Origin of the sequence: Microbacterium esteraromaticum, from assembly GCF_014084045.1 — a bacterium.
Lineage (GTDB): Bacteria > Actinomycetota > Actinomycetes > Actinomycetales > Microbacteriaceae > Microbacterium > Microbacterium esteraromaticum_D.
In genome coordinates this window covers 1,369,159-1,390,794 of sequence record NZ_CP043732.1, presented here as the reverse complement: position 1 = coordinate 1,390,794, position 21,636 = coordinate 1,369,159, and the positions used below count along the sequence as shown (strand labels likewise).

Here is a 21,636-nt window from a genome sequence, read left to right as displayed (position 1 = left end):
ATCGTGTCATCCTCGACAAGAGACCTCGCGACAGCGAGCATCACCGCACCCCGGCGAGGAGGTGCCAGGTGGTGGGGCCTCGCCATCATCGCCCTCGCCCAGTTCATGGTCATCATGGACGCATCGATCATCGGAGTCGCGCTGCCCGAGATGCAGGCAGACCTCGGCTTCACCCCGAACACGCTCTCGTGGGTGTTCAACGCCTATGTCATCGCCCTGGCCGGCCTGCTGCTGCTCGGCGGCCGCCTCTCCGACCTCTTCGGCCCGCGCCGGATGTTCGCCCTCGGCTGGATGGTGCTGGGAGCCGGCTCGCTCGTCGCCGGGTTCGCCGGCGACGTGCCCACCGAGCTGATCGGCCGCGTGCTGCAGGGAGCCGGTTCGGCGCTCATCGCACCCGCCGCCCTGACGATGCTGATGATGCTCTTCGGCTCGAACCCGCGTGAGCTCACCAAGGCCATGGCGTTCTATGGCGCAGCCGCGCCGGCGGGCGGCACAGCCGGCGTCTTCCTCGGCGGGGTCATCACCGAGTTCGCGTCGTGGCCATGGGTGTTCTTCATCAACGTGCCGATCGCGGCCGTCATCCTCCTCGTGATGTGGAAGGCTCTGCCGGGCGGCAAGGTCGGCGCTCGCGGGTCGGTCGATGTCTTCGGCGCCCTCACGGTGACGGTCGGCCTCGCGGCCCTCGTGTACGGGATCGTGCGGTCGGAGGTCGTCGGCTGGGCAGCCGCCGAGACCTGGATCGCGCTCGGCGGCGGAGCGCTGCTGCTGGTGCTGTTCCTGATCATCCAGCGGGTCAGACGCGAGCCGCTCGTGCGACTGTCGATCTTCCGTTCCCCGGACCTCGGCGCCGCCAACCTCGCCCAGGTGATGCTCGGAGCGGCGTGGATCCCCATGTGGTTCTTCCTGAACCTCTACCTGCAGCAGGTGCTGGGCTTCACCGCCTTCCCCGCAGGGGCCGCGCTGCTGCCGATGACGACGCTCATCATGGTGGGGATGATCCTGCTGGCACCGCGAGTGATCGCGACCTTCGGCACCAAGGTCCCGATCGTGAGCGGACTGCTGATCCTCGCCGCCGGACTCGCATGGATGGCGTTCGTGAGCCCCGACGGCGACTACTGGGTCGATGCGCTCCTGCCCTCGCTCGTCGTCGCGTTCGGTCAGGCCCTCGCCTTCATCCCCTCGCTGCAGACCGCGATCTCGGCCGCACCGCCCGAGGAGGGCGGGCTCGCCTCGGGCATCGTGAACACCAGCTACCAGGTGGGATCGGCCGTCGGACTCGCCGTCGTCTCGGCCATCGCATCGGCCTTCGGCGCCTCGCAGCTGGGTGATCCCGTGGCGCTCACCGAGGGATACTCGGCGGCGTTCATCGCCGCGGGCGCGCTCGCTCTGCTGGGAGCCGTGCTCACGATGATCCTCTTCCGCGGGCGCCGATAGATCGCCGACCCTCGTGAAGAGATCCACGATCCTGGAGGATGCTCGCGCCGCGGGCATCCTCCAGGATCGCCGGCGTCATGCAGACCCGACCAGGCGTCACCGCTTCCCGAACACCGCATGCAGCAGCGGCACCGCCGACGCGCACATCAGGGTCACGCCCAGCCCTGGCGCCGGACCCAGCAGCAGCACGCCTCCGATCAGCATCCCGCCGAACAGCACAGCCGACACCGCGCGATACGCGACCCGGATGATCCTGTCGAGCCGATTCTCGAGGCTCGAGATGTCGAAGGTCAGCGACCCGGAGTCGAGCCTGTTGAGCGCCGCATCGACGCGGGCGGGCAGGCGCCACAGTGTCGACGCGTTGGCCATCGTCTGCGCACCGAGGTCCTGCATCAGGTTGCCGCTCTCGTCGCGCAGCAACTTGGTCGCGTACGGCTCGACGGGCTCCCAGATGTTGAACGCGGGATCGAGCGAACTGCACATGCCCGAGGTGAGCGACACGGCGCGCAGAAGCAGCAGCAGCTTCTCGGGGAACTGCACGGGCAGCGCGCGCACGGTCTCGCCGAACTCCATGCCGAACTTCTGCAGCTCGCGAGGGTCGACATCGCGAAGCTCGTTGAAGCCCATCCCGCCGAACCGCGCGAAGAGCACGGTGAGGGCCCGCTCGAGCTCGGCGGTGTCTGTCGCCGGCAGCAGCACGCCGATCTGCTGCGCTGCGACGATGAGGCCGTGGCTGTCACGGGAGGCGACGGCGATCACCAGGGTGCGCAGGCCCGCCCGGATGCCGTCTGGCACCTCGGCCATCATCCCGAAGTCGATGAAGGTGAGCCGCCACTGCCCACCCGCAGCAGCAGGGGTGACGAAGATGTTCCCTGGGTGCGGGTCTGCGTGCACGAACGAATGCGTGAACACCTGGTCGAGCATGACCTGCGCGAACACCTGAGCGACCTCGGCGGGGTCGATCCCGGCCGCGCGCAGCGCCGCCGTGTCGTTGATCTTGATCGCCGTGACGTCTTCGAGCGTGAGCACGCGGCGGGTTGATCGCTCCCAGACGACTGCGGGCGAAGCCACCCTGGCATCCGCCGCGAAGTCCTCGGCGAAGCGCTCTGCGCTCGCCGCCTCGTGCAGGTAGTCGATCTCCTCGCGACAGGTCGCGGCGAACTCCTCGACGAGCGCGGGCGCATCGACGCGGGAGGCCACGGCGCGCACCCGCTGCGCCCAGCGCGCCACCCGGCGCAGGGCGGCGAGGTCGACCGCGACGATCTCGTCGATCCCCGGCCGCTGCACCTTCACGATCACACGGTCGAGGCCGGTGTCGGCCGCGTCGGTCGCGGTGAGGGTGGCGCGGTGGGCCTGGCCCAGGGATGCCGCCGCCACAGGCACCGGGTCGAAGGACGCGAACGCGTGCGACAGGGGCATCCCGAGCTCGGCCTCGGCGGCGGTGCGGATGTCGTCGAACCGCTCCGCCGGAACCTCGTCCTGGAGCCCCGCGAGTTCGGCCGTGATCTCGGGCGGCAGCACGTCGAGACGCGACGACATGAACTGCCCGACCTTGATCATCAGCCCGCCGAGCTCGACGGCGAGCGCCCTGAAGCGGCGCGCGAGCCGCAGCATCCGGGCATCCCGCGTTCGGTCGGCCACGCGAGCGAACCCGAGGCGCGGCAGCACGAGCTCGAACCACCAGATCTGCGCGAACGCCCGCGCGGCGAAGCGCAGGATGCGGCGGTAGCGAGATCGGTGCACGCCCGACCCTCCTTCTGGCGGGATCACCCCTCGGCGAGGATCGCGTACAGCCTACGCCGGGCGTCCTCGAGGATCTCGACGCCCTCCTTCACCTGCTCGGGCGTGCCGGTGCGGCCCAGCTGCGCGGCCGCACTGGCGAGTTCCATCCCCGCCTTCGGCAGAGCGGTGAGGTGGCTGGATCCACCGCTGCCGCGCTGACCGAGACTCTCCCACGGAGCGGGCTTGGCTGCGAGGTCCTCGGACTCTGCGATCCCGGAATCCGTCAGCGAGTACGTCTTGCGCCCGCCCTGCTCCGCGGCGGTGATCACGCCCTCGTCTGCGAGCAGCTGCAGAGTCGGGTAGACCGAGCCGGCGCTGGGCTTCCAGGCGCCGCCGGAGCGCTCGCTGATCTCGCTGATGATCTGGTAGCCGTGCATCGGACGCTCGGCGAGCAGCGAGATGACCGCCGCACGCACATCGCCGCGGGCCATGCGCGAGCCGCCGGTGCGCTGCTCGAAGCCGCTGCGCAACTGCTCGACCGCCTCCCAGACGCCCGCGAGCGGATTACCCGCGCCGTTGCTGGAGCCGAAGGTGAACCCACTGGAGGGGAACGATCCGTTCATGATGACCTCCTGTTGCTGAACGATGGTTAACGATATGTCGTTGACAGTCGTTCGGCAAGAGGGTGCGAATCAGCTCGCGTCGCCCGCCACCCCGCGCTCGGCCGCGAGCTCGGCCAGCTCCTCCGCAGCCTCGCGCAGCGCCTGCACGACCTCGACCACGGTGGCGTCGGTGATGCGCGCAGCCGGGCCCGACACCGAGACGGCAGCCGGCTGACCGAGGCCGCGCACCGAGACGGCGATGCAGCGCACGCCGACCTCCTGCTCGCTGTCATCGGCCGCGAAGCCGCGTCCGCGTGCACGGCGCAGGTCGGCGATGAACGCCTCTTCGTCGGTGATCGTCTGCGGGGTGAAGCGGGGCAGTCCTGTGCGGGTGATCAGTGCGCGCACCTGACGCTCGGGCATGGTCGAGAGCATCGCCTTCCCCACACCAGTCGAGTGCGGCAGCACTCGTCGCCCGATCTCGGTGAACATGCGCATGCGCTGGCGGGATGCCACCTGGCCGGCGTACAGCACGAGGTCGCCGTCGAGCACGGCGAAGTTCGCCGTCTCGTGGAACTGGTCCTCGAGCCGGCGAAGCAGGGGCAGGGCGGCATCGGCGAGCGGCGGCACGGCGTGCCTGCCGAGGGAGATGAGACTCGCGCCGAGAGCGTACCTGCGGTCTTCGAGCTGACGCACGTAGCCGAGATGGTTGAGCGTGCCGAGCAGGCGATGCGCGGTCGGCACGGCGAGTCCGGTGCGCCCGGCGATCGATGCCAGCGACGCCTCGCCTCCTGATGCCGCCAGAGCCTCGAGCAGCGAGAAGGCACGCGCCACCGACTGCACCGTTCCGGCCGGCGTCGCGCCGGGCTGGGGTGTGCTCCGGCCTGGGTTTGCAGCTGTTCCCTCCATGAGTTCCATCATATGAAATCGCCGCTCCGAAAGATGCACTCTTACCTAATCTGGTACTGCACTTTTGGAGGGGAATGACATGACGAACACACGCCAGATCGTCGCCATCACCTATGCCACAGCGGCACAGGCGGTCGCGCTCGCCATGCAGATCGGCGCCGAGCGCGGCGTGCGCCCCGTGGTGGCGGTGGCCGACCCGTCGATGACGGTGATCTCGTTCGGCATGGCCGACGGCGCGACCCCTCACAGCGTCGAGACCAGCCGCCGCAAGGCCGCGACCGCGGCATCCACCCGTCGTCGCACCGCGCTCATCCCCGAAGCGGTCGCCGTAGCGCTGCCGCTCGGCACGGGCGGCCTGCTCACGACGATCGACGGCGGCCTCCCCATCTACTTCGGCGATCAGCACGCCGGCGGCCTCGGTGTCGCCGGAGGCACACCCGCACAGGACGCGGAGATCGCCTTGGAGACCCTGCGCCGGATCGGCGCTCGAACAGAAGGAATGGAACTATGACCTCGCACCTCAGTCGCGCCGATCTCTCGGTCGCCGCCCCTATCGTCGAGTTCGCCGAGGCGGCGCTCGCCGAGAACGGGCGTGACATCGACGAGTTCTGGGCCGGCGCCAGTGCGATCATCCACGACCTCGGGCCCCGCAATGCAGAGCTGCTTGCGAAGCGCGACGAGCTGCAGCAGAAGATCGACGAGTTCCACCGAGCCAACCCCGGTACGCCCGACAAAGACGCCTACCGCGCGCTGCTCACCGAGATCGGGTACCTGGTTCCGGTTCCCGAGAGCGTGTCGGTGACCACCGAGAACGTCGACCCGGAGATCGCCACGATGGCCGGACCTCAGCTGGTCGTGCCGCTGCTGAACGCCCGCTTCGCGATCAACGCCGCCAACGCCCGATGGGGCTCGCTGTACGACGCGCTGTACGGCACCGACGCGATCGACCAGTCAGGAGACCTCGCGCCGGGCAAGGAGTTCAATCTCACCCGCGCCGCGGCCGTCGTCGAGCGCGGCCGCGAGCTGCTCGACCAGATCGCACCGCTCACCGAGGGCTCGCACCGCGACGCCACCGGCTACGCCGTCGACGGCGACGGTCTGATCGTCCGCACCGCAGACGGCGACCGCCGCCTGGCCGACGCCACCGGGTTCGTCGGCTACACCGGAGACGCGGATGCCCCCGCCGGCGTGCTTCTCGTGCACCACGGCCTGCACGCCGAGATCGTCATCGACCGCTCCGCGCGCATCGGCGCCACCGACGCCGCCGGCGTGCAGGACATCGTCCTCGAGTCGGCCATCACGACGATCCTCGACCTGGAGGACTCGGTCGCGGCCGTCGACGGCGAGGACAAGGCCCTCGGCTACCGCAACTGGCGTGCATTCATGGACGGCACCATCAGCGAGTCGGTCACCAAGAACGGCCGCACGTTCACCCGCGTGCCCAGCGCCGACCGCACCTACCGCACCGCCGACGGCGGAGAGATCACCCTGCCCGGTCGTGCGGTGCTGTTCATCCGCAACGTCGGTCACCTCATGCGCACGCCCGCCGTGCTCGACCGCAACGGCGAGGAGGTGTTCGAGGGCATCCTCGACGCGATCATGACCTCGCTCGGATCGCTGCCCGAGCTCGAGGGACCGAACAGGGGAAGCAACTCGCGCACCGGCTCGATGTACATCGTGAAGCCGAAGATGCACGGACCCGAAGAGGTCGCGTTCGCCGTCGAGCTGTTCAGCCGCGCCGAGCAGCTGCTGGGCCTTCCGGCGCGCACCCTGAAGGTGGGCATCATGGACGAGGAGCGCCGCACCTCGGCCAACCTCAAGGCCGCGATCGCAGCGGCATCCGACCGCGTCGCGTTCATCAACACCGGATTCCTCGACCGCACCGGCGACGAGATCCACACCTCCATGCACGCGGGGCCCTTCCTGCCGAAGGCGCTGATCAAGCAGCAGCCGTTCATGAAGGCCTACGAAGACCGCAACGTCGCCATCGGCCTCGAGGCCGGTCTCGGCGGACACGCGCAGATCGGCAAGGGCATGTGGGCCGAGCCCGACCTCATGCACGACATGCTCGAGAAGAAGATCGCGCACCCGAAGTCCGGGGCATCCACCGCCTGGGTGCCGTCGCCCACCGCCGGAACCCTGCACGCCCTGCACTACCACCAGGTCGACCCGATGGTCGTGCGCGCGTCGCTGCCGCCCGTCGGCGAGGAGGCCCTGGACGCGCTGCTCGTTCCGCCGCTCGCGGGCGAGGGCGACCTGACCCCCGAGGTCGTCGCGCAGGAGATCGACAACAACGTGCAGTCGATCCTCGGGTACGTGGTGCGCTGGATCGACCAGGGCATCGGCGTCTCGAAGGTGCCCGACATCCACGACGTCGGCCTGATGGAAGATCGCGCGACCCTGCGCATCTCGAGCCAGCTGCTCGCCAACTGGCTGCAGCACGGCGTGATCACCGAAGAGCAGATCGATGACAGCCTGCGCCGCCTGGCGGTCGTGGTCGACGAGCAGAACGCCGGCGACCCCAACTACGAGAAGCTCGCCTTCGCCGATGGAGAGAAGCCCGGCATCGCGTTCACCGCGGCCCGCCGCCTGATCGTCGAGGGCGCCGCGCAGCCCAGCGGCTACACCGAGCCGCTGCTGCACGGCCTGCGCCGCGAGAAGAAGGCCGAGCAGGCGTCGGCCTGAGTCCGGTTCTGGGGGTGGATGCTGCGGCATCCACCCCCTTTTCTTGTCAGTTCCCGGGCGCGCGTCCGCTCGAGATCAGGCTGTTTCGCCAGGACAGGCCGGATACCCGGCATCCGTCCTGTCCTCGACAACAGTCCTGTTCTCGCTGACCGGCCGCACCCGAGGGACCACGACCAGAGGAAGCGGCTGACAGACCCGGGCCGCCCGCGTCAACCCTTTCGGCCGACCGAGGCATCCGCCCTACTCTCGACGCATGAGCGAGCTCACCGCCCCGACCGGGCGCGAACCGGCGCTTCGCGCCATCCCCCGCGACGACGGCACGGCGCCCCGTGCGCTGGTGCTCGGCGCGACCGGGTACATCGGCGGGCGACTGACGCCTCGTCTGCTGAACGCCGGATACCGGGTGCGCGTGCTCGCACGCGACGCGGCGCGAGCGGAGTCGTTCGGGTGGGGTCGCGATGTCGAGATCGTCGAGGGCGAGGCGCAGGACCGGGATGCCGTGACCGCGGCCATGCGCGACGTCGACGTCGTCTACTACCTGGTGCACTCGATGGGAGGCGGCAGGCACTTCGAAGATCAGGACGCCGACGCCGCGCAGTCGGTGGCGGCTGCCGCGGCCGCGGCCGGCGCGAGCCGAATCGTGTACCTCGGCGGGCTGCATCCGGACGACGCCGACCTGTCGCCGCATCTGCGGTCGCGGGTGCGGGTCGGCGAGATCCTCCTCTCATCGGGCGTGCCCACGCTGGTGCTGCAGGCCGGGGTCGTCATCGGGTCGGGGTCGGCGTCGTTCGAGATGATCCGCCATCTCACCGACGTGCTGCCGTACATGCCCGCCCCGAAGTGGGTGCGCAACCGGATCCAGCCGATCGCGATCCGCGACGTGCTGCACTACCTGCTCGGGTCGGCGAGGGTCGACGAGTCGATGAGCACCGCCGTCGACATCGGCGGCCCCGATGTGCTGCGCTACGGCCAGATGATGAACGGCTACGCCGTCGAGGCGGGTCTGCCGCAGCGTGCGATCGCGGCGCTGCCGGTGCTGACACCGCGGCTCGCATCGCACTGGGTGAACCTCGTGACGCCGGTGCCTCGTTCGATCGCGCGGCCGCTGGTCGAGTCGCTGCAGAACGAGTGCGTCATGAAGAATCACGCGATCGACGAGCTGATCCCGCAGCCGGAGGGAGGGCTGACGCCGTATCGGCGGGCGGTCGCGCTCGCGCTCGGACGGGTGGATGCCGACGGCGTCGAGACCAGCTGGCAAGATGCCGAGGTCTCTGGTGCTCCGAGCGCTCCGCTGCCGAGCGACCCCGACTGGGCGGGGCGCACCGTGTTCACCGACGAGCGGTCGGTTCACACGACCGCCCCGGTCACCGAGGTATGGCGTGTGATCACGGGCATCGGCGGCGAGAACGGCTGGTACTCGTCGCGGTTCCTGTGGGCGGTGCGCGGCGTGATGGATCGCGTGATCGGCGGCGTCGGGCTGCGCCGCGGTCGCCGCAGCCGCTCGCGCGTGCGTCCGGGCGATGCGGTGGACTTCTGGCGGGTCGAGGCCGTCGAGGAGCCGCTGGTGCTCGAGTCGGGCTCGCGGGGCGGGCTGCTGCGACTGCGGGCCGAGATGATCGTGCCGGGTTCAGCGTGGCTCGAGCTGCGGGCGATTCCGGATGCCGGCGGCACCCGCTACGAGCAGCGCGCGGTGTTCTTCCCCCGGGGTCTCACCGGCCGGCTGTACTGGCTCGCGGTGCTGCCGTTCCACGGCTTCATCTTCGCGGGCATGGCGGCCCGGATCACGGCCGAGGCCGAGCGCTCGGGCTGATCTGCCCAGGGGTCTCCCACCATGCGAAGCACGCGGCACGGCATCCGCCCTCGCCGGAACAGGCCGGTTGGCCAGAACAGGCCGGTTCGCCAGAACAGGCCGGTTCGCCAGAACAGGCCGAAACTCCGGCATCCGTCCTGGTCTCGCAGAACGGCCTGTTCTCGCGAACCAACCGTCCGACAGCGCTGGTGCAATCGAACGATTAACGATAGATTCTTATCGTCAATCAACGAAAGGCCGGGCATGCGAAACGGAACCATCCTGCTTCTGAAGGTCGTGATCGCGCTCGCGCTGGCGGGCTCGCTCATCGTGCAGGTCATGATCCTTCCCGCCGTCTGGCGCGATCTCGAGAGCGAGGTACTGTGGGGCCGCATCGTGCTGGTGAGCATCGCGGCACTCGGCGTGCTCAGCATGCAGGTGTTCGCCGTCTGCGTCTGGATGCTGCTGACCCGCGTGCGGCACGGATCGATCTTCCAGACCTCGTCGTTCCGCTGCGTGAACGTGATCATCGGCACCATCGTCGCGGCCGCACTGCTTGCGTTCTCCCTGGCGGCGCTGCTCGCTCCGGGCGAGATCGCTCCGGGAGCGGTCGCTCTCATCGCCGGCGCGGGACTGGTGCTCGCCGGCTTCGCACTGCTCGTGGTCGTGATGAAGGCGCTGCTGCGCCAGGCGATCGAGCGCGAAGTCGAGGCGCGCACGCTGCGCGACGAGCTGGGCGAGGTGATCTGATGCCCGTGATCGTCGACATCGACGTGATGCTCGCCCGCCGCAAGATGGGCGTCGGAGAGCTCGCCGAACGCATCGGCATCACCCCGACGAACCTGGCCGTGCTGAAGAACGGTCGGGCGAAGGCCGTGCGCTTCACCACGCTGGATGCCCTGTGCGAGGCGCTCGAGTGCCAACCCGGCGATCTGCTGCGCTGGGAGCCCGACGAGGCCGACCGCTGAGCGTTCGAGAACAGGAGAACACGCGAGAACAGGACCATTTCACGGCATTCGTCCTGTTCTCGCGTGTTCTCCTGTCTTCGCGAGCGGCCGGATGATCAGTCCCGAGGCCGCCGCTTGTCAACGGGCATCCGTCTGCGGCATCCGGATGCGACGCTGAACGCCCATCGACCGATCGGAGCGATCATGTCCGACCCCACGCCGTTCCCCACCGACCCGATGAAGGCGGAGGGCACCGACCCCGACCTCAGTCAGGACGACGACTCGCGCGAGGCCACCGAAGGCACGGATGAGGAGCGCCCAGACGACGGCGAGCCCACGCACGACGAGCGGGTGCACGACCAGATCGCCGCCGACGTGCAGAACCCGCAGGAGGAGTTCCCGCGGATCCCCTGAGGCACGACGAGGCTTCGGCAGGATCAGGAGCGCGCTGCGAGCAGCTCCCGCAGCCGCGCGGCCTCGCCCTCGGGCATCCCGTATCCGTGCTCCGGAGCCGGGTATTCCCCCGCTCGCACCTCGCGGGCGTAGTCGGCGACGCCGGCGAGGGCCGCTGAACGCAGGTCGGCGTACCGCTTGACGAACTTCGCGGCCGGGCCGTCGTAGACGCCGAGCAGGTCGTGCAGCACGAGCACCTGCCCGTCAGCCTCCGGACCTGCGCCGATCCCGATGACAGGGATGCGCACGCGCCGCATCAGCTCGGCGGTCACCTCGGCGGGCACGGCCTCGACGACGAGCAACGAGCATCCGGCGTCCTGCAGCGCGAGCGCATCGTCGATGACGGCCGCGGCCGCCTCGGCCGTGCGTCCCTGCGCGCGGTAGCCGCCGAGCGCCGTGGCAGTCTGCGGGGTCAGGCCCACGTGTCCGACGACCGGGATCCCGGATGCGACGATCGCGCGAGCCCGGTCGACCGTCGTGCCGCCGCGCTCGATCTTGACCAGGTCGCACCCGGCTTCTTTCACGAAGCGCTGGGCGGTGGCGACGGCGGTCTCGTCGGATGCCTCGTACGAGCCGAACGGCAGGTCGCCGACGAGCAGCGGCCGTGCGAGTCCTCGCCTGACCGCGCGGGTGAGCATGAGCATCTCGTCGACGGTGACCGGAACGGTCGACGGGTAGCCGAGCACAGTCATCGCGGCGGAGTCGCCGACGAGCACCATGTCGACCCCGGCCTGCTCGACGATCCGCGCGCTGGGGTGGTCGTAGGCGGTGACCATCACGATCGGCTCGCCCGCCTCCTTCTTGGCGGCGAGGTCGCCCATCGTCAGCGGGCGGGCCTGGGCCTGCGCGCTCACTTCGTCTCGCTCCGCTCGCTCAGCACATCGCACGCCGTCACCAGCTCGTCCACCAGGTCGTCGATGCGGACGATGCTGTTGTCGCGGTCGACGTGCACGACGGTCGGCTCGTAGCTCTCGAGGTCTTCGCGCGAGTAGTCGGCGTACGAGATGACGATGATCGTGTCGCCGGAGTGCACGAGACGCGCGGCTGCGCCGTTGACCTGCATCACGCCGGTGCCGCGCCGCCCTGCGATCGTGTAGGTCTCGAAGCGCGCGCCGTTGTTCACGTCGACGACGTGCACCTGCTCGTGGGGCAGGATGTCAGCGGCGTCGAGCAGGTCGGCGTCGACGGTGATCGAGCCGACGTAGTTCAGGTCGCTGCCCGTGATCGTGGCTCGGTGGATCTTCGACTTCAGCATGGTGCGTCGCATCAGCTGCTCGCTTTCAGGATGTGGTTGTCGATCAGCCGCGCGCCGCCCACACGGGCGGCGACGGCCAGCAGCGCCTCGCCGTCGAGCTCGGCGACGGGGCTGAGGTCGGTGAGAGAGCGCAGCTCGACGTACTCGGGTTCGATGCCGGCGTCGGACAGCACGCGGCGCACGGCATCGGTCAGGACGACGCCGTCCCGCACTCCGGTCGCAGCGAGAGCGGATGCCCGATCCAGCCCTCTGCTCAACGCCACCGCACGCCTGCGGTCGTGCTCGTCGAGATAGACGTTGCGCGAGCTCATGGCGAGCCCGTCCGGCTCGCGGACGATGGGGCATGCCTCGATGCGCACGTCGAGGTCGAGGTCGCGCACCACGCGGCGCACGACCATGACCTGCTGCGCGTCCTTCTGCCCGAAATACGCGACGTCCGGATGCACGATGCCGAGCAGCTTGGCGACCACGGTCGCGACGCCGTCGAAGTGGAACGTACCGCGCGAGGCCCCGTCGAGCACGTCGGTGATGCCGGAGACGTGGATGGTCGTGGCGAAGCCGTCGGGGTAGATCTCAGCCGGCGCCGGTGCGAAGAGGACGTCCACGCCCTCGGCCTCGGCGAGCGCGGCGTCTCTGGCCTCGTCGCGCGGGTAGGAGGCGAGGTCCTCGGTCGGACCGAACTGGGTCGGGTTCACGAAGAGCGAGACCACGACGAGGTCGTTGTGCGCCCGGGCGGCGCGCATGAGCGAGAGGTGCCCTTCATGGAAGGCGCCCATGGTCGGCACGAGTCCGACGGCGCCGCCTGCGGCGCGCACCTCGCGGACGGCGGCGCGCACCTCGGCGATGGTGCGGAGGATCTTCATCTCGTCATCTCCCGGCGAGGCCTCGGGTGCTGTCGCACAGCTGATCGAACAGGGGGATGAGATCGGGATTCGTCGCGGCGACGGCGTCACGCTGGCGACGGACCGTGCCGTCGTCGCCCCGGGCGATGGGCCCGGTGAGCGCGGCGGCGGCACCCTGCTCGGTCCAGTTGCTGACGGTGCGCGCGACGAGCGGCTCGAGCAGGCGACGCGCATCGGGGATGCCCTGCGCCGCGGCGACCCGTTCCGCCGCGTCGAGCACGGCGAGCAGCAGGTTCGACGCGATGGATGCCGCGGCGTGGTACCCCGCACGGTGCGCGTCGGCGACATCGAACGGGCGCGCGCCGAGGGCACGGGCGAGCTTCTCGGCGGCGGTGCGAGCCTCGGACGTGCGCCCGGCGATCGCCGCCCCGATGCCGTGGAACACGTCGGGCGACTCATCCCCCGTGAAGGTCTGCAGCGGGTGGATGCTGAGGTCGACGTCGTCGAGACCGGTGGCACCCGAGAGGTGACCGACGAGGCGTGCGTGAGGTCGGGCGGCGGCGGCCGCTGCCGCGATGGCGGCGTCTGGCACGCAGAGCAGGGCGAGGTCGGATGCCGGGATCGCGTCTCCCCGGCGAAGGGGGCCGTGCACGGTGAGTCCGGCTTCGGTCAGCGCCCGCGCGAGCACGCCGCCGAGACGGCCACCGCCGATGACGGCGACGGTCGTGAGGGAGGGCTCTGATGCTGCTGGAGGGGTGCTCATTCCGGGATGAGTATCCGCCCGCGGGCCGATCCTCGCAAAATCGCGGAGCAATCAGCGCAGTAACATCACTACGCAATAGGGTGAACTGATCACTTTATCATCAGAACGCTTGACTTCTTGATCCCACGCCGTCGGCACTCGGGCATCCGGTGCCGCATCTCACCGCACGAGCGAACGCAGCCTGCGCACCGCGACCGAGAGGGTCGCGAGGCCCTCGCCGTCCTGCGCGGTCGCCGCGGCGATCGCCTCGTCGACCGCGCGCCGGGTGGACGGGCCGCCCTGCTCGAGCCATGCCTCGATCCGGTCGTCGGCTGCGCCGTCGTCGGTCACCTGGGCGATCGTGGCGGTGAGCTCGATCATCACGGCGTACAGGTCGTCGCGCATGCTGGCGCGCGCCATCGATCCCCACCTGTCGGTCTGCGGCAGGGCGGTGATCCGGGTCAGCGTCTGCTCGAACGACAGGCGGGCGGAGAGCGCGAAGTACAGGCCGGCGACGCCCTCCAGCGTCCATCCGCGGGTTCGGGCGCACTCGGCGATGTCGAGCAGCGAGAGCACGTCGAGCAGTCCTGCACCGCGACGGGCGAGCTCGAGCGAGACGCCGGCCTCCTGCAGGTCGCGGGTGCGTGATTCGAAGCGCTCGAGGTCGACCCCCTGCATCCACCGGTCGATGTTCGCCGACAGGTGCGTGACCGGCTCGGTGAACAGCTCGATCTCGGCGCCGATGTCGACCCCGTCAGGCCGGTGCTGCACGAACCAGCGGGTGGCGCGGTCGAGCAGGCGGCGGAACGTGAGGTACAGGCTGGTCTGCACCTCGGTCGAGACGACGTTGTCGGTGGCCTCGACGGAGACGACGAAGCCGCGCAGGTCGAAGATCTCGCGCACCGCGACGTAGGCGCGGGCGATGTCCTCGCTCGACGCCCCGGTCTCGTCTGCCGCGCGGTAGGCGAAGGTGATGCCGCCGCGGTTGACCATCGAGTTCACCACCGAGTTGACGATGATCTCGGTGCGCAGCGGATGGGCGTCAAGGTCGCCCGCGTACGCCTGGCGGATCGGCTCGGGGAAGTACTCGGCCAGCGTGCGCGCGAACCACGGGTCGTCGGCCAGACCGGTCGCCGCGAGGTCGGTCTTCAGCGCCAGCTTCGCGTAGGCGACCAGCACCGAGAACTCGGGGCGGGTGAGGCCCTGCTGCTCGGCGATGCGGTCGGCCACCTCGGCACGGCTGGGCAGGAACTCGAGCTCGCGGTCGAGTTCGTCGCGCTCTTCGAGCCACTCCATCAGCCGCTCATGCACGGGCAGCATGACTGCGGCGTTTGCTCGCGAGTTGCCGAGCAGCACGTTCTGCTCGTAGTTGTCGCGCAGCACCTGCACGGCGACCTCGTCTGTCATCGACTGCAGCAGCTCGTTGCGCGCGGCACGATCGAGCCGGCCGTCGCGCTCGAGGGCGCCGAGCAGGATCTTGATGTTCACCTCGCGGTCGCTGGTGCCGACGCCCGCGGAGTTGTCGATCGCGTCGGTGTTGATCCGGATGCCCGACTGCGCCGCCTCGATGCGTCCGCGCTGGGTCACACCGAGGTTGCCACCCTCGCCGACGACCTTCAGACGCAGGTCCCGGCCGTTGACGCGGACGGCGTCGTTGCCGCGGTCGCCGACCTCGGCATCGGTCTCGTCGCTCGCCTTGATGTACGTGCCGATGGCGCCGTTCCAGAGCAGATCGACGGGCGCGAGCAGCATCGCCTTCTTCAGCTCGAGCGGGGTGAGCTTCTGCACCGAGGGGTCGAGGCCGAACGCCTCGGCGATCTCGGGCGTGATGGGGATCGACTTCATCGACAGCGGGAACACCCCGCCGCCGGGCGACATGACGCTGCGGTCGAAGTCGTCCCACGACGAGCCGGGCAGATTGAAGAGGCGCTCGCGCTCGACGAAGCTCGCCTCGGCGTCGGGGTTCGGGTCGATGAAGACGTGACGGTGGTCGAACGCCGCGACGAGACGGATGTGGCGCGAGCGAAGCATCCCGTTGCCGAACACGTCACCCGACATGTCGCCGATGCCGACGACCGTGAAGTCCTCGGTCTGGGTGTCGACGCCCAGCTCGCGGAAGTGCCGCTTGACCGACTCCCACGCGCCGCGGGCGGTGATGCCCATGCCCTTGTGGTCGTAGCCGGCCGAGCCGCCCGACGCGAAGGCATCCGCGAGCCAGAAGCCGTACTCCTCCGAGATGCCGTTCGCGATGTCGGAGAACGATGCGGTGCCCTTGTCGGCCGCGACCACGAGGTACGGGTCGTCGCCGTCGTGACGCACGACATCGGCCGGAGGCACGATGTCGGCGCCGACGCGGTTGTCGGTGATGTCGAGCAGGCCGCGGATGAAGGTGCGGTAGGCCGCCTTGCCGGCCTCGAGCCACGCACCGCGGTCGGCGGGCGACGGCAAGCGCTTGGCATAGAACCCGCCCTTCGACCCGGTGGGCACGATGACGGCGTTCTTCACCATCTGCGCCTTGACCAGGCCGAGCACCTCGGTGCGGAAGTCCTCGCGGCGGTCGCTCCAGCGCAGACCCCCGCGGGCGACCTTGCCGAAGCGCAGATGCACGCCCTCAACCTCGGGCGAGTACACCCAGATCTCGGCCATCGGCAGGGGCTTGGGAAGCCCGGGCACGCGGGCGCAGTCGAGCTTCATCGACACCCACGGCTTGGGCGATCCGTCGGCGGAGGTCTGATAGAAGTTCGTGCGCCAGGTCGCCATGATGACGCCCGCGATCGAGCGCAGGATGCGGTCGTCGTCGAGGCTGGCGACCTGGTCGAGCGCCTCGAGCAGTCGGGCCTCGACAGCCTCGACCTGTGCGTCGCGGTCTCCCTCGGCGGTGTCCTCGACAGCCGGGTCGAAGCGCAGCTCGAACAGGCGCACGAGCGTGGCGGCGAGCTCGGGGTTCGAGACGAGGGCGTTCTCGATGTACTCGACCGAGAACGCGGAGCCGCTCTGGCGCAGGTACATCGCGATCGCGCGCAGGATGACGATGCGGCGCCACTCGAGGTCGCCCTGGAGCACGAGGGTGTTCAGCCGGTCGCTCTCGGCGGCGCCCGTCCACGCCGCCGTGAAAGCGTCTTCGAAGACGGCGCCCCACGCGGGGTCGCTCCAGCGGTCGACGCCCTCGGCCGTGAGGCCGAAGTCGGAGACGTGGCCGGCCGTGCCGTCGGGCAGGGCGACGCTGTACGGGCGCTCGTCGACGACGTCGACACCGAGGTCGGTCAGCACAGGGAGCACGCGGGTCAGCGGGTACTCGCGGTGCGAGACGAGAGTGAGCACGCGCTTCCCGGGGGCGTCCTTCTCGGGCACGTTGAGCCGCACGGCGAACTCCCGCTCGCGCAGCTGCTCGAGCAGCACGACGTCGTCCACCGCCTCTTCCGGCGTGACCGTCTCCTTGTACACCGAGGGGAACGACTGGCCGTAGTCGGCAAGCAGACGCGCGGCCTCATCGTCGCCGTGAGCGTGGTGCAGGGCATCCACCAGCCCCTCGTCCCACCCGCGCACGGCATCGGCGAGCTTCGCCTGCACCTCGTCTTCGTCGACGTCGGGCAGCGACGTGCCTCGGGGCACGCGCACGATGAAGTGCAGCTGGGCGAGCGGGGAGTCGACGACACGCGTGGCGTGGTCGACGTGCTCGGCGCCGAACACCTCGCGCAGCACGGCCTCGATGCGCAGGCGCACGGGGGTGTTGTAGCGATCTTTCGGCAGGTAGACGAGGGCCGAGACGAAGCGGCCGAACTCGTCGCGCCGCAGGAAGGTGCGCGCGCGTCGGCGCTCGTTCAGGCGGGTGACCTCGGTGACGATCTTCAGCAGGTGCTCGACCGAGTCCTGGAACAGCTCGTCACGGGGGTACTGCTCGAGGATCTGCAGCAGGTCCTTGCCCGAGTGCGACATGGGAGAGAATCCGGATGCATCGAGCACGGCGCGCACCTTGTCGGCGGCGATCGGCAGGGTGGTGACCGAGGCCGCGTAGGCGCCAGAGGTGAACAGGCCGAGAAAGCGCCGCTCGCCGATGACGTTGCCTGCGTCGTCGAACATGCGCGCGCCGATGTAGTCGAGGTAGACATCGCGGTGCACCGTTGCGCGCGAGTTCGCCTTCGTGATGGTGAGCAGGCGCGGTTCGCGTGCGGTGCGCTGCGCCTCGGGGCGCAGGTGGGCGACGGCGGTGGTGGGCTTGCGCAGGATGCCCAGGCCCGAGCCCGCCACGGGCACCAGCACGTCTTCGCCGTTCTGGTTCTCGAGCAGGTACTCGCGATAGCCGAGGAAGGTGAAGTTGTCGTCGGCCAGCCAGCTGAAGAAGTCGATGGCCGGGCCGATGTGGGCGGGGTCGGCCGTGGCGGGCGGCTCGGTGCGCAGGTCGGTGACGAGATCGAGGCACGCGCGGCGCATCGCCGGCCAGTCGTTCACCGCGGCGTGCACGTCGCCGAGCACTCCTTCGAGCTTCTCTCTGAGCGCATCGCGGCCCTCGTCGGTCGCGACGCGATCGACCTCGAGGTGCATCCAGGATTCGAGCTCGCCGCCGTGGGCATCCGTCTCGAGAAGCTCTCCGTCGTCGCCGCGGCGCACCGAGACCAGCGGATGAAGAAGAAGGTGCACCGCGAGACCCTGACCGGCGATCGCCGCGGTGATCGAGTCGACGAGGAAGGGCGCGTCGTCGGTGCAGATGTCGACGATCGTGCGGCGCGAGGTCCAGCCGTGCTCACTGAGCGTGGGGGTGAAGACCGAGACATGCGTCTCGCCTCTACGCCTGCGTGCGGCCAGGGCGCGCATCGCCACGGCAGCGCCGACGACGTCGCGCGGCTCGCGCTCGGCGAGATCCACCGCATCGAGCCGGCCGACCAGACTCTCGACCGTGGGTTTGATGCTGTTGTCGAGCCCCGCGATCACGTCTCGGAGTTCAGCGGATTCGACTGTGTGCGCCATGACTGATCGTCCCCTTCGGCGGTGCTTCCCGGTCGCCTTCGACCTGAGGACAAGCCTAGTTCTTCGGGCATCCGGTCGTTGAGCGCCCTTCGTCTCGTCGCTGCGCTCCTCGCTCAGGAACCGCGGAGCGAGACGAGACGTCGTGACCCCTCCGCCGGCAGCTCCGCCCCGTCACGCCCTCCGGGTCATCGGAAGGCAGCCAATCCCGTCAGCTCCTGGCCAAGCACGAGGGTGTGCATCTCGCTGGTTCCCTCGTACGTCAGCACCGATTCGAGGTTGTTCATGTGCCGGATCACGGGGTACTCGAGACTTATGCCGTTGGCGCCGAGGATGGTACGAGCCGTCCGGCAGATCTCCAGCGCTTCACGGACGCTGTTGAGCTTGCCCAGGCTCACCTGCGCGGGTCGCAGACGACCGTCATCCTTGAGGCGTCCGAGATGGAGTGCGAGCAGTAGACCCTTCTGGTACTCGAGCGTCATCGACGCCAGCTTGTCCTGGGTGAGCTGAAAGCCCCCGATCGGACGACCGAACTGCTCGCGCTCACGGGCGTAGCGCACGGCTGTTTCGAGCGACGAGCGAGCAGCGCCGAGCGCCCCGAAGAGGATGCCGAAGCGCGCCTCGTTCAGGCACGAGAGCGGACCGGACAGTCCCCGGGCGAGTGGCAGCATGGCGGACGAGGGCAGTCTCACGCCATCGAGCACCAGCTCGCTGGTGATAGACGCACGTAGCGACATCTTGTGCGGAATGCGCGACGCCGAGAAACCCGCGGTCTCGGTCGGAACGACGAAGCCACGGATGCCGTCGTCGGTTTGCGCCCAGACGACCGCCACGTCGGCGATGGAGCCGTTCGTGATCCACATCTTGCGGCCGTCAAGCACCCAGTCGTCGCCGTCGTGCCTGGCGCGGGTCAGCATCGAGCCGGGGTCGGAGCCTCGATCTGGTTCGGTCAGGCCGAAGCATCCGATGATCTCGCCGGACGCCATCCGCGGCAGCCACTCCTGCTTCTGCGCCTCGCTCCCCAGCGATGGATCGCGTACATCGCCAGCGACCCCTGAACCGAGACGAAGGAGCGGATGCCGGAGTCGCAGGCCTCGAGTTCGAGGCAGGCGAGACCATAGGCGGTCGCCGACATGCCGGCGCATCCGTAGCCCTCGAGATGCATGCCGAGCAGGCCCAGCTCACCGAACCCCCGCGCGAGCTCGCGGGCCCCGGGGAGATCCCCCGACTCGAACCACTCAGCGACATGCGGGTCGAGACGCTGCTCGCAGAACGAGCGAACGACCGCGCGGACCTCTCGCTCGTCTTCTGAGAGGAGGGAGTCGGTGTCGGCGATGTCGATCGCCTCGGCGACAGGGCGGACAGTGGTCGGGCTCATAGCCTGCTCGCTTTCTCCGCCACCCAGCGGCGGATCTCGTCGTTGTGCTCCCCGAGATGAGGGGGCGGCGTGGGGTGCACCGGGCTGGTGCGGGAGTATCGGATCGGATGCCGCACCTGCGGGAGCGCGTCGCCTGGCATCTCGATGAGCGGTTCGAGTCCGAGCCACTGTGCGTACTCGAAGGCGGCGCCGATGTCGTTCACCCTGCCCGCCGGCACCCCCGCACGAGTGAGGGCTTGCGTCCACGTCGAGACCGACGCTGCTGCGAGCGCCGACTCCAGTTCCGCTGCCAGCTCATCCCTGTGCTGCACTCGTGCGGGATTGGTGGCAAATCGACCGTCTGCGGCGAGCGCGCTGCGTCCGACCACCTCCGTCAGCCTTCTGAATTGAACGTCGTTGCCGCAAGCGATCGCGATGATGCCGTCACCGCAGCGCAGGGTTTCGTATGGGGCGATCGACGGATGCCTGCTGCCGAGCCTGGCGGGTGAGTCGCCGTTGGCGAGGTATCCGGATGCCTGGTTCACGAGCGAGCCCAGCAGGCTTGAGAGCAGGTTGACCTCGACATGCTGGCCTCGCCCAGACCGCTCGCGCTCCAGCAGCGCCGCCTGGATCCCGATGACCGCGTCCTTGCTGGTCAGCACGTCGACGACGGCGACTCCCACTTTGAGAGGCTCGCCGTCACGCTCGCCGGTGATGCTCATCAGCCCGCCCACGGCCTGGGCGATGAAGTCGTATCCGGGCAGATCCGCACCACCGCCGGAGCCGAACCCGCTGATCGAGCAGTAGACCACTCTCGGGTTCCGCGCGCTGACGTCCGCATACCCCAGGCCGATGCGATCCAGGCGTCCCACCCGGAAGTTCTCGATGACCACATCGGCGACACCCGCCAGCTCAGAGGCGACAGACCGGTCTTCTGGATCATCGAAGTCGAGCTCGATGCTCTTCTTCGAGCGATTGGCGCTGTCGAAGTACGAACTGGCCGCGGGCGTCCACGGCGGGCCCCATTGCCGGGTGTCATCGCCCATGCCCCGCCGCTCGACCTTGATCACGGTGGCCCCGAGATCGGCGAGCAGGGTCGCCGCCAGCGGCCCGGCGAGCACTCGGCTGAAATCAGCGACCACGATTCCTTCGAGCGGAAGACTCATCGGATCACCCCTCGGACGACGGGTCGACGATCACGCTCAGCGCACGCACCGTTGTGCTGCGGTGCTCATCTTGCAGCGCGATGAAGCGCTCCACGTCACGCGCCCGCGCGGCTTCGACGATGGCCCGATGCTCGGCACGCACGTGCGCGCGGTTGTCGACGTCCGCGTAGTACAAGGAGCGGTAGGCGTCGGTCGTTTCCCAGAGGTTGCGGATCATCCGGCTGAGCCGCGGCATGCCCGCGAGGTCGAAGACGAGGAAATGGAACCGGCGATTCGCCGCCGACATCGTGATGACATCCCCCACCGCTCCAGCGGCCTCAATCTCGTCTTGCAGCTGCTCGAGTTCGTCGAGATCTTCGTCTCCGAGGGCGGGCACACCCAGCCGGATTGCCTCAGTCTCCAGGATCGCTCGCAGGTGGTACACCTCGACGAGATCAGCCATCGAGAGGTCGACGATCTGGTATCCGCGCCGAGGCAGGTAGAGCACCTGCCCCTCACCCTCGAGGATCTTGAGCGCCTCGCGAAGGGGGACGCGGCTCACGCCGAGCCGATCGGCGAGGGCATCCTGTCGGATCGGCTCACCGGGCTTCAGCTCGCGCCTGATGATGGCGCGACGCAACTCGTCAAGCACGTACTGCTGAGTGGTCTGGGGACGACGCGACAGCGGTGATCCTTCGGCGACAGCGTTGCTCTCGGTCACGATGCCCTTCCACGTCCGCGCCTTGAGTACGGCACAGCTCAGACACTATGGCGCCTCAGATCGGATAGTCA

General features: G+C 69.3%; 17 protein-coding genes and 1 pseudogene. 7 read left to right on the top strand and 11 right to left on the bottom strand.

Annotated features, from left to right (window positions below; all coding sequences use genetic code 11):
* The first annotated feature begins 3 nt into the window (after nucleotides 1-3).
* Nucleotides 4-1,434 (top strand): MFS transporter, encoded by a 1,431-nt coding sequence (locus tag FVO59_RS06635; protein WP_259363481.1) that lies wholly within the window; start codon nucleotides 4-6, stop codon nucleotides 1,432-1,434.
* Between the two features lie 96 nt (nucleotides 1,435-1,530).
* On the opposite strand, the gene FVO59_RS06630 is transcribed toward FVO59_RS06635, so the two are convergent.
* The 3 genes from FVO59_RS06630 to FVO59_RS06620 all read right to left on the bottom strand — a co-directional run bounded on the left by FVO59_RS06630 (nucleotide 1,531) and on the right by FVO59_RS06620 (nucleotide 4,667).
* Entirely contained in the window at nucleotides 1,531-3,177 is a 1,647-nt protein-coding gene (locus tag FVO59_RS06630) for an ABC1 kinase family protein (protein WP_259363480.1), read from the bottom strand.
* A 23-nt stretch (nucleotides 3,178-3,200) separates the two neighbouring features.
* Nucleotides 3,201-3,779: a PadR family transcriptional regulator gene (locus FVO59_RS06625; protein WP_182255892.1), complete on the bottom strand. Its 579-nt coding sequence runs from the start codon at nucleotides 3,777-3,779 to the stop codon at nucleotides 3,201-3,203.
* Between the two features lie 69 nt (nucleotides 3,780-3,848).
* Entirely contained in the window at nucleotides 3,849-4,667 is an 819-nt protein-coding gene (locus FVO59_RS06620) for an IclR family transcriptional regulator (RefSeq protein WP_182255890.1), read from the bottom strand.
* Between the two features lie 79 nt (nucleotides 4,668-4,746).
* Here FVO59_RS06620 and FVO59_RS06615 point away from each other — a divergent pair, with 79 nt between their 5' ends.
* The 6 genes from FVO59_RS06615 (at nucleotide 4,747) to FVO59_RS06590 (ending at nucleotide 10,502) form a co-directional block, all read left to right on the top strand.
* On the top strand, nucleotides 4,747-5,178 hold the full coding sequence (locus FVO59_RS06615) for a GlcG/HbpS family heme-binding protein (RefSeq protein ID WP_182255888.1): 432 nt from the start codon (nucleotides 4,747-4,749) through the stop codon (nucleotides 5,176-5,178).
* Complete coding sequence (locus FVO59_RS06610) at nucleotides 5,175-7,352, top strand: malate synthase G (RefSeq protein ID WP_182255886.1); 2,178 nt, start codon at nucleotides 5,175-5,177, stop codon at nucleotides 7,350-7,352. The genes FVO59_RS06615 and FVO59_RS06610 overlap by 4 nt, the downstream gene beginning before the upstream one ends.
* A 253-nt stretch (nucleotides 7,353-7,605) precedes the next feature.
* The gene (locus FVO59_RS06605; RefSeq protein WP_182255884.1) at nucleotides 7,606-9,162 is read left to right on the top strand and encodes an SDR family oxidoreductase; all 1,557 of its coding nucleotides are present in this window, start codon (nucleotides 7,606-7,608) and stop codon (nucleotides 9,160-9,162) included.
* 243 nt (nucleotides 9,163-9,405) lie between these two features.
* A complete protein-coding gene (locus tag FVO59_RS06600; RefSeq protein WP_182255882.1) occupies nucleotides 9,406-9,891 on the top strand; it encodes a DUF2975 domain-containing protein in 486 nt (161 codons plus the stop codon).
* A complete protein-coding gene (locus tag FVO59_RS06595) occupies nucleotides 9,891-10,109 on the top strand; it encodes a helix-turn-helix domain-containing protein (RefSeq protein ID WP_182255880.1) in 219 nt (72 codons plus the stop codon). The genes FVO59_RS06600 and FVO59_RS06595 overlap by 1 nt, the downstream gene beginning before the upstream one ends.
* Nucleotides 10,110-10,292: 183 nt before the next feature.
* Nucleotides 10,293-10,502, top strand: a complete 210-nt coding sequence (locus tag FVO59_RS06590; RefSeq protein ID WP_182255878.1) for a hypothetical protein — start codon at nucleotides 10,293-10,295, stop codon at nucleotides 10,500-10,502.
* Between the two features lie 23 nt (nucleotides 10,503-10,525).
* On the opposite strand, the gene panB is transcribed toward FVO59_RS06590, so the two are convergent.
* The 8 genes and pseudogenes from panB to FVO59_RS06550 form a co-directional block, all read right to left on the bottom strand.
* Complete coding sequence (gene panB / locus FVO59_RS06585; RefSeq protein ID WP_182256562.1) at nucleotides 10,526-11,362, bottom strand: 3-methyl-2-oxobutanoate hydroxymethyltransferase; 837 nt, start codon at nucleotides 11,360-11,362, stop codon at nucleotides 10,526-10,528.
* Nucleotides 11,363-11,391: 29 nt separating this feature from the next.
* Nucleotides 11,392-11,808, bottom strand: a complete 417-nt coding sequence (panD, locus tag FVO59_RS06580; RefSeq protein WP_182255876.1) for an aspartate 1-decarboxylase — start codon at nucleotides 11,806-11,808, stop codon at nucleotides 11,392-11,394.
* Entirely contained in the window at nucleotides 11,808-12,659 is an 852-nt protein-coding gene (gene panC, locus FVO59_RS06575; RefSeq protein WP_182255874.1) for a pantoate--beta-alanine ligase, read from the bottom strand. Before panC ends, panD begins: the two co-directional genes overlap by 1 nt.
* A 4-nt stretch (nucleotides 12,660-12,663) precedes the next feature.
* Entirely contained in the window at nucleotides 12,664-13,401 is a 738-nt protein-coding gene (locus tag FVO59_RS06570; protein WP_182255872.1) for a DUF2520 domain-containing protein, read from the bottom strand.
* A gap of 159 nt (nucleotides 13,402-13,560) precedes the next feature.
* Nucleotides 13,561-18,345: an NAD-glutamate dehydrogenase gene (locus tag FVO59_RS06565; RefSeq protein ID WP_182255870.1), complete on the bottom strand. Its 4,785-nt coding sequence runs from the start codon at nucleotides 18,343-18,345 to the stop codon at nucleotides 13,561-13,563.
* Between the two features lie 185 nt (nucleotides 18,346-18,530).
* Nucleotides 18,531-19,720 (bottom strand): annotated as a pseudogene (locus FVO59_RS06560) (acyl-CoA dehydrogenase family protein).
* Nucleotides 19,717-20,865 carry a CaiB/BaiF CoA transferase family protein gene (locus FVO59_RS06555; protein WP_182255868.1) on the bottom strand — a complete coding sequence of 383 codons (1,149 nt, stop codon included), beginning with the start codon at nucleotides 20,863-20,865 and terminating at the stop codon, nucleotides 19,717-19,719. Before FVO59_RS06555 ends, FVO59_RS06560 begins: the two are co-directional and overlap by 4 nt.
* 4 nt (nucleotides 20,866-20,869) lie before the next feature.
* Nucleotides 20,870-21,565, bottom strand: a complete 696-nt coding sequence (locus FVO59_RS06550) for a GntR family transcriptional regulator (RefSeq protein ID WP_182255866.1) — start codon at nucleotides 21,563-21,565, stop codon at nucleotides 20,870-20,872.
* Between the last annotated feature and the right edge of the window lie 71 nt (nucleotides 21,566-21,636).

Excerpts from the sequence above, each read along its gene's own strand:
- FVO59_RS06625 (WP_182255892.1), bottom strand. The coding sequence starts at position 3,779 with ATGAACGGATCGTTCCCCTCCAGTGGGTTCACCTTCGGCTCCAGCAAC.
- FVO59_RS06620 (WP_182255890.1), bottom strand. The coding sequence starts at position 4,667 with ATGGAGGGAACAGCTGCAAACCCAGGCCGGAGCACACCCCAGCCCGGC.
- FVO59_RS06615 (WP_182255888.1), top strand. The coding sequence starts at position 4,747 with ATGACGAACACACGCCAGATCGTCGCCATCACCTATGCCACAGCGGCA.
- FVO59_RS06610 (WP_182255886.1), top strand. The coding sequence starts at position 5,175 with ATGACCTCGCACCTCAGTCGCGCCGATCTCTCGGTCGCCGCCCCTATC.
- FVO59_RS06605 (WP_182255884.1), top strand. The coding sequence starts at position 7,606 with ATGAGCGAGCTCACCGCCCCGACCGGGCGCGAACCGGCGCTTCGCGCC.
- FVO59_RS06600 (WP_182255882.1), top strand. The coding sequence starts at position 9,406 with ATGCGAAACGGAACCATCCTGCTTCTGAAGGTCGTGATCGCGCTCGCG.
- FVO59_RS06595 (WP_182255880.1), top strand. The coding sequence starts at position 9,891 with ATGCCCGTGATCGTCGACATCGACGTGATGCTCGCCCGCCGCAAGATG.
- FVO59_RS06590 (WP_182255878.1), top strand. The coding sequence starts at position 10,293 with ATGTCCGACCCCACGCCGTTCCCCACCGACCCGATGAAGGCGGAGGGC.
- panB (WP_182256562.1), bottom strand. The coding sequence starts at position 11,362 with ATGGGCGACCTCGCCGCCAAGAAGGAGGCGGGCGAGCCGATCGTGATG.
- panD (WP_182255876.1), bottom strand. The coding sequence starts at position 11,808 with ATGCGACGCACCATGCTGAAGTCGAAGATCCACCGAGCCACGATCACG.
- panC (WP_182255874.1), bottom strand. The coding sequence starts at position 12,659 with ATGAAGATCCTCCGCACCATCGCCGAGGTGCGCGCCGCCGTCCGCGAG.
- FVO59_RS06570 (WP_182255872.1), bottom strand. The coding sequence starts at position 13,401 with ATGAGCACCCCTCCAGCAGCATCAGAGCCCTCCCTCACGACCGTCGCC.
- FVO59_RS06565 (WP_182255870.1), bottom strand. The coding sequence starts at position 18,345 with ATGGCGCACACAGTCGAATCCGCTGAACTCCGAGACGTGATCGCGGGG.
- FVO59_RS06555 (WP_182255868.1), bottom strand. The coding sequence starts at position 20,865 with ATGAGTCTTCCGCTCGAAGGAATCGTGGTCGCTGATTTCAGCCGAGTG.